Annotated in this window: 11 protein-coding genes and 1 pseudogene; 3 read left to right on the top strand and 9 right to left on the bottom strand. The window is 62.8% G+C overall.

Annotated features, from left to right (window positions below; all coding sequences use genetic code 11):
• Positions 1-1,371 (bottom strand): CHASE2 domain-containing protein (locus QN413_RS19730; RefSeq protein WP_323498276.1); only part of this gene is annotated, 1,371 nt, incomplete at its 3' end.
• A 590-nt stretch (positions 1,372-1,961) separates the two neighbouring features.
• Here QN413_RS19730 and QN413_RS19725 point away from each other — a divergent pair.
• A pseudogene (locus QN413_RS19725) lies at positions 1,962-2,216 on the top strand (transposase); the annotation flags it as partial.
• Between the two features lie 356 nt (positions 2,217-2,572).
• Here the strand turns inward: QN413_RS19725 and QN413_RS19720 are convergent.
• On the bottom strand, positions 2,573-3,475 hold the full coding sequence (locus QN413_RS19720; RefSeq protein WP_323498275.1) for a LysR family transcriptional regulator: 903 nt from the start codon (positions 3,473-3,475) through the stop codon (positions 2,573-2,575).
• 128 nt (positions 3,476-3,603) lie between these two features.
• Between QN413_RS19720 and QN413_RS19715 the strand changes: the two genes are divergently transcribed.
• Positions 3,604-4,344: a glucose 1-dehydrogenase gene (locus QN413_RS19715; protein WP_323498274.1), complete on the top strand. Its 741-nt coding sequence runs from the start codon at positions 3,604-3,606 to the stop codon at positions 4,342-4,344.
• A gap of 18 nt (positions 4,345-4,362) precedes the next feature.
• Here the strand turns inward: QN413_RS19715 and QN413_RS19710 are convergent, their stop codons facing one another.
• Entirely contained in the window at positions 4,363-5,187 is an 825-nt protein-coding gene (locus QN413_RS19710; protein WP_323498273.1) for an ABC transporter substrate-binding protein, read from the bottom strand.
• Between the two features lie 120 nt (positions 5,188-5,307).
• Between QN413_RS19710 and QN413_RS19705 the strand changes: the two genes are divergently transcribed.
• Complete coding sequence (locus tag QN413_RS19705) at positions 5,308-6,300, top strand: Bug family tripartite tricarboxylate transporter substrate binding protein (RefSeq protein ID WP_323498272.1); 993 nt, start codon at positions 5,308-5,310, stop codon at positions 6,298-6,300.
• Between the two features lie 41 nt (positions 6,301-6,341).
• Here QN413_RS19705 and QN413_RS19700 read toward each other — a convergent pair whose 3' ends face one another.
• From QN413_RS19700 to QN413_RS19675, 6 genes are all read right to left on the bottom strand, one after another.
• Complete coding sequence (locus tag QN413_RS19700) at positions 6,342-8,213, bottom strand: AI-2E family transporter (RefSeq protein ID WP_323498271.1); 1,872 nt, start codon at positions 8,211-8,213, stop codon at positions 6,342-6,344.
• Between the two features lie 52 nt (positions 8,214-8,265).
• On the bottom strand, positions 8,266-9,099 hold the full coding sequence (locus QN413_RS19695; protein ID WP_323498270.1) for an alpha/beta hydrolase: 834 nt from the start codon (positions 9,097-9,099) through the stop codon (positions 8,266-8,268).
• A gap of 76 nt (positions 9,100-9,175) precedes the next feature.
• Complete coding sequence (locus tag QN413_RS19690) at positions 9,176-9,871, bottom strand: ABC transporter ATP-binding protein (protein ID WP_187051980.1); 696 nt, start codon at positions 9,869-9,871, stop codon at positions 9,176-9,178.
• Positions 9,843-10,649 carry an ABC transporter ATP-binding protein gene (locus tag QN413_RS19685; protein WP_187051981.1) on the bottom strand — a complete coding sequence of 269 codons (807 nt, stop codon included), beginning with the start codon at positions 10,647-10,649 and terminating at the stop codon, positions 9,843-9,845. The genes QN413_RS19690 and QN413_RS19685 overlap by 29 nt, the downstream gene beginning before the upstream one ends.
• A gap of 5 nt (positions 10,650-10,654) precedes the next feature.
• Entirely contained in the window at positions 10,655-11,575 is a 921-nt protein-coding gene (locus tag QN413_RS19680) for a branched-chain amino acid ABC transporter permease (RefSeq protein ID WP_323498269.1), read from the bottom strand.
• A gap of 16 nt (positions 11,576-11,591) precedes the next feature.
• Entirely contained in the window at positions 11,592-12,479 is an 888-nt protein-coding gene (locus QN413_RS19675; protein WP_323498268.1) for a branched-chain amino acid ABC transporter permease, read from the bottom strand.
• Positions 12,480-12,488: the final 9 nt, after the last annotated feature.

The raw sequence follows: 12,488 nt of genomic DNA, 5'->3' as shown, positions 1-12,488 counted from the left end.
CACGACGGCGATGGGAAGTTTCAACAGCGAGAACCGCATGTATGCCTCCAATCGCATGAGTCGCACGATTGCGTGATCGAGAGCGCCTATGTATCGCTCCACCGGGTCGTTGGCGCCAACGCGGACTGGCCCAACACGATCGGACTTAACAGATGGCACCTGACTCAGCGCAGCGATGTGTTCTTTTAAAAAGCCAATTACTTTGTGCAAGTGTTGCCAAGTCCAAAGCAAGTAGGCCGCCAAAATGCCGAACACGAAAAAGGACGAAGGGAGCCAGATGCCAAGTAAACCGAGCATCAAAGCGCTGAATGCGACGCCGATGGCAATGAAAGCCAGCCCCACCAGAGGCGCAGCCTTCGGTAACTTATCGAATGCAAACAGTACCGCCAAGATTGAAAGTGCCATCGCCAAGCCCAGCACCACCGGCGGCGCTACTGAAACGTAAGTGCCCTGCTGCAACGCGTCAATGGCACTCGCGTGAACTTCGGTCGAAGTCACCAGCGTGGCTCCGGAGGAGCCTGAAACGTACCACTGCCGTCCCAGCGGTACACCGTTAGTGGGTCCAACGACAACAATGCGCCCCTTGAGCCGATCAGCGGATAGCTTGCCTGCAAGGACCTCAGAATAGGAAATTGACGGGTGCGCTGCTTCGCCATTGAAAGGAATTCCAAATTGCAGATGCGTGCCGTTGGCGATAGCGCGATGCAACGGGGGAGCCGGAGCAACCATCGCGCCCACATAAGGTAGTGAGTTGTCCGGAGCAGGCGCAAAGAGGCTGATGAACCGAAGGCGCTTGCTTGAGTCGTCGGCGCTAAGGCTGGAATGCCCGATGCCTTGGACAACTGCCGAAAAGTGTCTTGTTCGAGAGCGAAGGGCTTCGCTTTGGTTCACGACAGCGCCGGATTGATAGCTTGGAATTGTGAGATACACCGGCAGTTTCCGCAGCGCAGCCGCCAACGCTACATCGTCGTCGCCTTCGAGCTTTGGAAAGCCGAGCCTGAAGTTGAGCACCACGGCGTGGGGCGCCTGCTGAGCAAGCTGGCGCAAGAATTCCGTGTGGATTGCTGCAGGCCACGGCCACGGCCCGATTTCTTGAATACTCCGAGCGTCAATCGAGATGATCTCGACCTCGGAGTTCACAGGCGCTGCCACGCTGGCCATTACGCGGTCATACAGACGTCCGTCCGCAGCCGTGGGCGTGGTGTGATCGACTTTCCATACGATGGCCAGCGGCAACAGGACAGCCAGTAAAACTCGCAATGCAACGCGTGTTTTAAGCTTCCGAAGCATTGACGCAAATTGCCTAAACATCTGCATCGCCAACGTCCGTCTGATCAACTCTTCTGTGAATGAGCCGATAACCCCGGCCATAAATCGTTTGCATCGGGAGCTCGTTACTTTCGAGTGCAAGCTGTCGGCGCTGTTTAAAAATCTGGCTGTTTTGAATTCGTGTGCTGCTGTGTCGCTGGCTTACGCTGGTAGCGTCCATCAAGCGGTTGTGCGATAAAACGCTCCCGATGTTTCGAAACGGCGCTCTCGCCAGCCCGAACTCAGCGAATGAAAACGGAAACGTCCGCGGGAAAATCAGCTGCATGTGAAACGAGTCCGTGCGAAGCGATTGCCGGCTATAAACCCGGCACACGTCAAGGCTTCAGGGCCGGCAATCGTTGGGAACCTCAGCGGCGAGACCCGCTGCCGCATTTGAGCGGATTCTTCTTCAAGCAGAGGTGTGCGCATTTCAAATTCCAACGGCTTGAAACCCGAGCACCATGATCAGTGAATCCGTGTACCAAATTATGAACAAAGTTTTCGAATTCATTCTCTTTAAATCTATTCCAACGAGGTCTTGTCTTGCTGTCAAAAACGTGCTCGATCGTTAGTTAGGGAGACGCTGATTTATTCCTTAATCACGGCATGCATCCTGCATGCGCAAGAGGGCAAGATTCCCAAGGGTGCCCGGCATGTTCCAACGCAGCTTCGCCAGCGCCGCGTACGCATTGAAGAGGAAACGAACTCGCCGGGAGAAGTTCCTCTTCGACATTGAACGCGTCGTGTCCTGGGCCCGGCTGATTGCCGTGATCGAGCCGCTGCACCTCACCAGTTGACAAGTCGGTCGTCAGCCCATCCGCGTACCTAGGATGCTGCGCATGTACTGTCTCCAGCAGTGGTACGCCTTGGCCGACGAAGCGCTGGAAGACTTCCTATACGACAGCCAGAAGCGCAAGGGCCAACCTGGCACGTGGCGGGGTTACGCCGAACGCGCTGGCAAGGTGCCCGAGAGCGTGTGGCTGACTGGCTCGCCTTTGGGCTATCGAGGCGCATGGGAACCACCTGCGCATCGAATCTGCGTTCGCATTTCCAGTCCATGACAGCTGAGCAATGGGTGCATTACGCGGGGTGCGGGCGAGCGAGCCGCCGAAACATCAACGCCGACAGCAGTGTGATCGCGCCCACCGCCACGAAGGTGAATCGAAAGGCGAGCGCAGTCGATTCCAGCTGCGGCATGAAGAAGCCGGCTGCGACGATCCAGAGCGATGCCCGGTCTGCGCGTGGTCTGGAGATCTGCTCTCAATCACGCATTCAAACGGCTTTGCATGAACTCGATGAACACCCGCAGTTTGCGCGGCGTGTGCGCGCGGCTCGGGTAGTAAAGATAGAAGCCCGGAAACGTCGGCCACCAATCCTGCAGCAGCGGCACGAGCTTGCCTGCGGCGAGGTCGTCCGCAACCAGCGCCTCGAACGTGCAGGCGATACCGGCGCCACCCCGGACCGCGGCCATCAGGATGTCGCCGTCGTTGGTCAATAGTGGCCCGTCGACTTCGATGTCGAAGTCGCGACCTTCTTGCGAAAACTCCCATCGGTAGATGCCGCCAGCGAGGCGCGCATTGAGGCAGCGATGTGACTTGAGGTCCTCAGGAGTCTGCGGCGCAGTAAGGCCCTTGAGGCCCTTCAGGTAACGCGGCGCCGCGACGGTCGCGATGCGATGTTGCCCTCCGAGCGGCACCGCCACCACATCTTGTGCCAGGTTCTCGCCGAGGCGAATGCCGGCATCGAAGCCGCCCGCCACCAAATCGATCATCGCGTTGTCGCAGCTCATCTCGAGAGTGATGTCCGGGAAGGCTTCCAGGAAGGCAACGAGGTGCGGCACGACCAGGATGTCCGACGCCGTGCGTGACAGGTTCAGCCGCAGCAGACCGACAGGCTTGTCTCGCGACTCGTTGACGCCGTCGATGGCGGCCGCGATCGTTGCAAGGCCGGGTTGCGCATCGAGCAGGAACCGTTGGCCGATCTCCGTCACGCCGACGCGTCGCGTGGTGCGGTCGAGCAGGCGCACACCCAATCGAGTCTCCAGCGATCGCATAGTTTGCGACAACGCCGAAGGCGAGACACCGAGTTCGGCGGCCGCCTTGGTAAAGCTCGAATGGTGCGCGACGCGGGCGAAAGCGGCGATGGCCGGAAGCAGATCGGACGACATGGTCAATTATGAAGTTGGACTTCATGCCGCATCCCGATCACATGGCTTTATCCGAAGGAATGCGATGCCTATCGTCGAGACAGCTGTTGATTCAATCCGTTCTTATCTCTTTATCCAGGAGCATCTTCATGAGTTCACTCGCAGGCAAAGTCGCCATCGTCACCGGTTCATCGCAGGGCATCGGCGCCGGCATCGCCGAACGACTGGCAGCCGACGGCGCATCGGTCGTCGTCAACTACTCACGCAGCGTCGAACACGCCAATGCGGTCGTGCAACGTATCGTCGCGACCGGCGGCAAGGCCGTTGCCGTAAGAGCCGACGTTTCCAAACCGGCTGATATTCCGCTGCTGATCGACGCGGCCATCGAAACCTTCGGGCGGCTCGACATCCTTGTCAACAACGTCGGCGTCTACAAGGTCGACTCGCTCGACACGTTGACCGCGGAAAGCTTCGACGAGCACTTCCACCTCAACGTGCGCGGCTTGCTGCTCGCCACTCAGGCAGCCGCACGCGTGTTGCCGGCCGGCGGCGTCATCGTCAACATCAGCTCTGGCCTCGCCAAGAGCCCGTATCCGATGGTGCATGTCTACAGCGCGACCAAGGGCGCAGTCGACGTGCTGACGCGCACGTTGGGCATGGAGCTCGGTCCGCGCAACATCCGTGTAATCGGCATCGCGCCCGGCTTCGTCACGACCGAGGGCAATGCAGAGTCGGCTGCGAGCATGACCGACGTGCTGGTCGGCAAGACGCCGCTGGGCCGTGTGGGTCAGCCGCGGGACATCGCGGCAGCGGTGTCGTTCGCGGTGTCGGACGATGCGGCATGGGTCACCGGCAGCACGATCGACGTGGCGGGCGGCATGGTGTTCTGAAACGCCTGAGCCGCCAGCTCAACTATGCGCGCGCGGCGGTGCCACGCTGGCGCCTTCTATGCCGTGCCGCTGCAACGCAGCTGCGACGAAGCCCGACGCCTTCATCTCTTCGATGTAGCTGCTCAACCAGGCCTGCGCTGCAAGGCGACCCTTCGGCACGCCCATGGCCTGCTCGATGACCATGAAACGGCCGGGCAGCATGCGCAGGCCAGCTCCACCACTGCCGTTCAGTCGCATGGCGTCCGCCTCGAGTTGTTGCCGCACGCCCGCAGCCACTTCGAGCTTTTGCGCGATGAACTGGTTCGTTACCTCCGGTGAGGTCGGTATGCGCACCAGCGTGGCGGACCTGATCTCGCGCGTGAGATAGAGGTCGTAGGCGCTGCCACGGCCGACCACGATGCGCGTGCCGGCGCGGTCGACTTCTTCATTTCGCTGAAGCGGCGACTCGTTGCGTACGAGGTAGGCGCCTTCGATCACCACGTACGGCGCCGTGTAGTCGGTGTCGGCAGCACGCACCGGATCGATCGCGACGAAGGCCAGGTCGACCTGCCGCGCCTTGACGGCTTCGACCACGTTGCCCGCGGAGTTGAACGGCACAAGTTCGATGGGCAAGCCCAGGCGGCGGGCTGCTTCGCGTGCGAGGTCGACAGAGACACCTTGCGGCTCGCCCGACGGCCCACGGCTCGCGAGGATCGGGTTGCCGAGGTTGATCGCGGCACGCAGCTTGCCGGTGCTGCCGAGTTCGGCGATGGCTGCGGCACGCGTATCGAGTCGGATGCTTGCGCAGCCGGTCAACAGCAGGCCGCCTGCGGCACCGTGGAAGGAACGTCGGGTCAGGTTCATCGGTAAGACTTTAGTGACGCCGCTCGTCATGCTGCCCGACGACACCTAGGGAAATCCCTGAGTAGCATGCGCGCAGCGGCACATAGGATGCAAAGTTACATTTATTCACACTTGTACTCCATGCAATCCGATCTGAGTTGGTCACGGCGTTCCTTTCTGGCTGCTATGGGTGCGGGCGCATGCGCGCAAGCGGTGGGCGCGGCGGAGAGTGCAGCGCCCGGTGCGATGAAATGGATCGTCGGTTATCCGGCCGGCGGCGGTGCCGATTTTGTGACGCGCGTGCTTGCGGCGCAGCTCGGCTCCCAGATGAAGCAGGACATCGAAGTAGTGAACATGCCGGGCAAAGGCGGCACGCTCGCCGCCGGTGCCGCGGCGCATGCGGCCGCCGATGGCCGCAACCTGTTTACCGCTGACAACGGCATCCTGGTCTACAACGCCTCGCTGTTCAAGACACTGCCCTACGACCCGGACAAGGATTTCGCGCTCATTGGCTTCATGGCCCGCACGCCGTTGCTGCTGGTGGTGTCGCCCAAGTCCGGCTTCACCAGCTTCGAGCAGATCCTGAAGGCGTCGAAGGCCGGCCGTACGCCACCGCTTCAATACGCATCGCCGGGCGAAGGCTCGCCGCACCATCTTGCGATGGAACTGCTCAAGAGCCAGACCGGTCTCGTGGCGACTCACGTGCCTTACCGCGGCACCGGCATGGCGCTCCCCGATGTCGTGTCGGGCAAAGTGCCGATGCTCGTCGTCGACCTGGCAGGCGGGCTCATTCCGATCAAGAGTGCGGCTGTCGTTCCGGTGCTTTCGATGTCGGGGCGGCGAGTGACGCAACTGCCCGACATGCCGACGGTTCCGTACGACCTGACGGGCCCACTGAACGCCTATGCGACCGTCGGCCTGGTGGCCCCGGCCGCTACGCCCATGCCGATGCAGGAGCGACTCAACGCAGAACTGCAAACCGCCATGCGCGTCCCCGAGGTGTCTCGCAAACTCAACGATGCGGGGTGGGAAACGGCTGCGGCCGATGCGACCTTGCTCCGCGCCTACATGGCTGCCGAACGCGCCATCTGGCCCGCGCTGATTCGCAATCGGGGCATCACCGTGACGCAGTAAAAAAGCGAATCGCACAGAGTTCGCGGAACAGCCTCGCGCGCTCACTCGACGGACGCGGCATCCGTTTTCTGTTTGCTCTCCAGCACAAACGCCTCCGCCTCGGAATACGAGTGGAGCACCAGATCGATCAAATCCTCGACCTGCTTTTCTTCGACCGAAGAATCGTCGAGTGCCAGCTTGATGGTGGCAAGAATCGCGTCCGGCAACGCGGCGCGCAGCTCGGCCGCCTTCTGCCGCCACTGCGCCAACCCGTCCTGCCGCGGATAGACGAGGAAGACAGTGCCCACCAGACTGGCCTTGTCCGCCGTCTCGGGGTCTTGGGGTTCGTTAGTCGACACGCTCCGGGCGTCCACGCCCTCCTCCCGCAGCGCCCTGACGAGCAGTTCCATCAGCAGATCGTCACGGTCGGTGCCAAAGCCCATGCACAGAACGATCGAACGCGAGGGCACATCGAGCCGACCTTGCCACCGGCCGAGGCGCGCTTCGCGCATGTGCCGCAGATGGGCACCCATGTTGGCGTCGACCAGCGAAGTCGGGGCCCGACGGCGTGCCGTGCGCCGTGCCGGCTGCTCCCTCGACAACGATTCGGCCAAGGCGACGATGTTCGCCAGGATGCGCTCGCGCTGCTGCTGGTCGATACGCCCGATGCGAAAGTCCGCTGCGCCGAGCGCCAGTCCCGGAAACAGAACGTGATCGCAGTACCTGGCAAAGCTGCTGCGCCGTAGAAACGCCCGCGCCTCCTGCAAGTTGACAGACGCATTGCCCGACAACGCTCGCTGATAGAAGCGCTGGCCGGCAGACAGCCCCGGGGCATCGCTGAGAAGAATCGTGAACGGCGCAAGTGCTTTGACGTGTCGGCCCATCACCACCAGACACAGTGTCAGCGGCGTAGACAACAGCAGTCCGACAGGCCCCCAAAGCGCGCCCCAGAATAGCGCGGAGACAATGACCGCCAGCGGCGCCAGGCCCGTGCTGTGTCCGTAGACCTGCGGCTCCAGGACATTGGCGAAGACGAGCTCGAGCACACCGAAAAATCCCAGGCTGGCCAGCACGAGCGTCCACCCGGGATCGACCGCAGCCGCGAACACCGCGATCAGCGCGGCTGCGCCCAGCACACCCACATACGGGATGAATCGCAGCAGCGCGGCGACGCAACCCCATAGCGCGGCATGCGGCAGTCCTATCGCCCAAAGTCCCACGCCGACCACGGTGCCGAAGATCGCGTTGACGATCGATTGCGACAGGAAGAAGCGCGACACGCCTTGCGCCGCCGCGCTCAATGCCTGCACCGTCGTCCCCAGCTCCGCCTCGCCGACCAAGCGGATGAAGCGGTCGCTGAGCGACTCGTGCTCCAGCAGGATGAAGACCAGCAGCACGAACACGATGCCAGCCTGCCCGACCGGTCCCCATAACGTCGATAACAGTTTTGTGACCCGCTCCCCAGCCGACTGCGGTGCCTGGACGGCCGGTGCGGGCGGCGGCGCAACCACCGTGGCCCGACTGCCTTGACGCCGCGGTGCGGTCGCGTCGGGCGGCGCGGTCTGCGGCAACATTCCTTTGAGTTCAGACTCGATTCGTTCGAACGGACGGACCGTGAACTCACGGATCGCGTCGACCTTGCCACTGATGGCCGCCGTGTATTGGGGCAGATCGCCGGCGACCGCGACGAGCTGTATCGCCAGCACCGCGCTGATCCAGGCGACGCACGCTGCGGCCAGCACCACCGACACCAGCGTGGCCACGGTACGACCCAGGCCCGCGACCGCGAGTCTTCTCACCAGCGGCGCCAGCACCAGGCTCAAGACTCCCGCGATGACGATGGGCTTCAGAAAGTCCTGACCGAAGTGCAGCAAAAGCAGCACGCACGTGGCTGGGACGATCAGGCCGAACTGGAAGTTCTTGAGATTGGGCAATGGGCGCAGACAGCGTTGTGGCGATGGTGAAGATGTTCTTGGGAAGCGATAGCTATGCCGCCTCCGGCATCGCCAGCACGGCGGTCAACGCAAAGTCCACCAGCAGCAGCCATGTCATTTCGAGATCGATGATGCTGTGGTGATCCGAGCCCGCAATCGTCTTCACCGATACCGGTGTCGGCCATGCCGCGATGAGCTTGGCGGAGCGCTCCGGCAACACGACGTCATCGCGCTCGGCCAGCAGCACTTGCGTCTTGGCCGCGACGCCGAGGCAATGCGCCAGCGAGTTGAACTGGTGCCGCAACAACAGCGACAACGGCACCAGCGGAAAGCGCTTCTTGGCGACCTCCAGCATGGAGTCGTACGGGGTGATCAGCTGCAGGCTGGTAAACGTCTGCTGCGCCACGAGTTGAATGGCCACGCCCGAACCAAGGCTGCGACCGACGACATGCAATCGTGCATGCGGAAAAGCCTTGCGCAAATGATTCGCGAACTGAACCGCGTCTGCGACCGAGGCGATTTCCGATGGATGCCCTTCCGAGTCCGCCATGCCCCGGTAGTTGACCGCGGCAAAGCCGAAGCCTTCAGGCAGCCAGTGCAGTGCCTTGGCCGTGGCACGAACATCCTCGCCGCGGCCAGCGAAGTAGATGAAAAGGTCTTGCAGCGCCGCCTCGCCGTGCGGGTGATAGACATAGCCGCGCACCATGCCGCCCGGCACAGTGTGAGAGTAGGTGGAGAAGTCGGCGGACAAGGCGACGACCGGCAGCTTGCGCGTGTCGAAAAGGATGTGGCCCTGCCGGGCGGAAAGCAGCGCCCAGTAAGCAGCGATCGCACCGAGCGCGGCGCCCGATGCGGACAGGGCGACGCGATAGGCTTTGGATGACAAAGTGGGTTCCGAAAGCGCATGACGGTATGCGCGTCCGAGTATGCATGGCGCGCGGATGCGCCGGATCTCGGGAACCTCAGGCCAGATAAGCCTCGAGCACGCCGGCATCGGCGCGCAGCGCGTCCACCGTTCCCTCCGTCACGATCGACCCGCGCTTCATGAGATAGGCGTAGTCGCAGACAGACAACGCGATCTCGGCGTTCTGCTCGACCAGCAGGATCGACTGGCCCTCGCGATGCAGGGTGACGATCGCCTGGAACACCAGGTCCACGATCGATGGCGCCAATCCCATCGACGGTTCGTCCAGCACGAGCATGCTGGGCTCGGTCATCAGTGCGCGGCCGATGGCGAGCATCTGCTGCTCGCCGCCGCTCATGAGGCCCGCGATCTGGCCGCGTCTTTCCTTCAGACGAGGAAACAGGTCATAGACACGCGCCATCAAGTCGCTCGCGTTGCCACGCCCGGCGTAGCTGCTGAGCTTCAGGTTCTCTTCCACCGTGAGGGGCGCGACCACCATGCGTCCTTCAGGCACCAGCGCGAGCCCACGCCGGACGACACGATGCACCGGCATCGCAGAGATCTCTTCACCGTCGAGTTTGATCGAGCCCTTTACCGGCCGATGCAAGCCCGCGATGCTGCGCAACGTGGTCGATTTGCCCGCGCCGTTGGCACCGAGGATGGCGACCATGCTGCGCGGCCGGACCTCGAAACTGAGGTCGGTAACGGCGCGAATGGCGCCGTAGCTAGCGCAGAGCGCGGATACGGTCAGCATCGGCAGTGTTTCCAAAGTAAGCAGCCTGCACATCGGGGTGCGCCATGCAGTCTGCGGGTGTTCCATGGGCAAGCAGGCGGCCGAAGTTCATCACCGTGACGTGGTCGCAGAATTCTTTGACCAGCCGCACGTTGTGCTCGACCATCAGCACCGTCAGTCCGCCGTCGCGCAGGCTGTGGACGAGACTTCCGATCTCGTTCGATTCCTGCACGTTCATTCCGGCGGTGGGCTCGTCGAGCAGTAAAAGCCGCGGGCCGGTGCCGAGTGCACGAGCGATCTCGACCCGGCGCTGTTCTCCATACGACAGCGTTTCCGCCAGCAGATGCGCCTGTCGGCCCAGCTGCACGCGCTCCAGCAATTCGTAGGCATGAAGCTCGACCGCCTTGCGTGCCGCGCGGGCCTTCGGCAGGCCAAGGAACGACGCCCACAACGACGCACCGCGCCGCAGATAGCAACCCGCCATCACCTGCTCCAGCACCGTCATGCCGCTGAAGAGCCGCACGTTCTGATAGGTGCGGGCGATGCCCTGGGAAGCGATGTCGTATGCCGCACTGCGCTGGATCTCGACACCGCCGAATCGGATGGTGCCGGTGTCCGATGGCAGCAAGCCGCTGATGAGATTGACCAGCGTCGTCTTGCCGGCGCCGTTCGGGCCCATGACACCTGCAACGCTGCCCGCTTTGACCGTCATCGACAGGCCGGAGACGGCAGCGACGCCGCCGAAGTTCTTGCCGATGGCCTCGACCGCCAGCAGCGGCACATCGGATGCAACGCTCATCGCACTCAAAGCGCGGCTCCGGCAGCTGACGATACTTTTGCGGGCGCGCCGTCTGCATCGGCATTTGCATTTGCATTGCGTGCGGCGCGGCGCAAGCGAATGGCGCGCGGATCGACCAGCCCTCGCGGCAGGAAGATCATGATCAGCAGCAACACGACCCCGTTCGCCACTTCCTGGAAGTGAGGCACGAAGGCTTGCGCGATCACCGGCAATGCAGTGAACACCGCCGCCCCGATGATCGATCCGATCCAGTGATACGACCCCCCCAGCACCACGGCCGCGATCATGGTGAAAGCGATGTTCACAAAGTAAGTGTCGGGCGAAAGAAACTGCAGGACCAGGGCGAGCAACATGCCGCCGAGGCCACCGACTGCCCCCGAGATCACGAACGCGATCGTCTGTATCCGGCGCGGTGCGATGCCCAGGCTGGATGCAACCGCCGGATCTTCGCGCACCGCCTGCGCCGCGATGCCGTACCACGACACCGACAGCCGGTAGAACACGATCATGGCCAGCGCCAGAAGGATGCCCAGCACGCCGATCGGCAGTGTGACCGGCACGCTCAGTCCGTTAACGCCGCCGGTCAGACTCGGCACGTTGATGACGGCGACGCGGACGATCAGGATGAGCGCCAGGCTTGCCAGCGCCATCCAGTGACTCTCGAGCCTGAGAAAGATCAAGGCGACGACATAAGCCAACAGCGCACCCGCCGCCATGGCCGCGGGCAAGAGGATCAGCGGATCGAGACCCGTCTGCAAAATCAGCCGCGCGCCCACGAAGCCACCGATGGCGGCATAGGTCACGGTGGCGAAGCTCAGGATGCCGGCCGACAGCACGGAATAGGTGCTGAGTGCGAAGAAGGCATTGACGATCGCGAACGCGACAGTGCTTTGGTAGGTACGCCAGAAATCGGCAAGTGCTTGCATGGTTGCTTGTATGAAATCAGGCCCGAGAAAAACCGAGACTGCCGAACAGGCCGCGCGGTCGTACCAGCAGAAAAGTCAGCAACAGCGCATAGGTGATGCCGTCACGCAGACCCGACGACAGGTACTGCGCCGACATCACCTCCAGCACACCGAGCCCGACACCGGCGACTGCGGTGCCGCGAACGTCGTCGTAGCCGCCGACCACCACCGCGGCGAACCCCTTGAGCAGCAGGCCCTCGCCAAGCAGGAACGAAACGTTGTGCGTGGTGATGCCACCGAGAACGCCGGCCAGGCCTGAAGTCGCACCGGCGATGAAGGCGGTGACGATCACGACATAACGCGGATTGACGCCGCCCAGAGAGGCGGCCGTCTGGTTCCAGCCGACCGCACGCATGGCCGCACCGAAGCGGCTGCGCCGGATGAGGATGTGGAGGCCGAAGGTCACGACGAGCATGACCGCCACGGTGATGAGCTGCATCGCCGGAATAGGAATGTCGCCCAGATGGAACATGGTGCCCGGATAGCTTCCGCGGGGAAAGCTCAGGCTCTGCTGCCCGGTAGCGGTACCGGCCAGGTTGTCGAGAATGAGCCAGAACGCAATGCTGGTAATGAGCGCGCCCAGCATGCCGCTGCCGCGTTTGCGCAGCGGCTGGAAGGCGATCTGGTCGACCACGACCGCGAGCAGCCCGCCCCCGACGACACCGACGACCAGTGCCGGCAGGAAAGGCAGCTTCAGCTGTTCGACCGCTGCCAGCGCCGCGATCGCGGCCCAGCTCGCATAGCTGCCGTGCGCCGCATTCAGGATGCCGAGCGTCGAAAAAACGATCCCGAAACCGAGGCCGAACAGCGCGTACAGCGCACCGAGCGCGCAACCATTGATCAGTTGCTCGATGAAGAGTTGCATGACCCCGCG

The sequence above is a fragment of the Variovorax sp. LG9.2 genome (assembly GCF_035018885.1).
Taxonomy (GTDB): domain Bacteria; phylum Pseudomonadota; class Gammaproteobacteria; order Burkholderiales; family Burkholderiaceae_C; genus Variovorax.
This window is presented reverse-complemented; position numbering and strand designations above follow the sequence as displayed.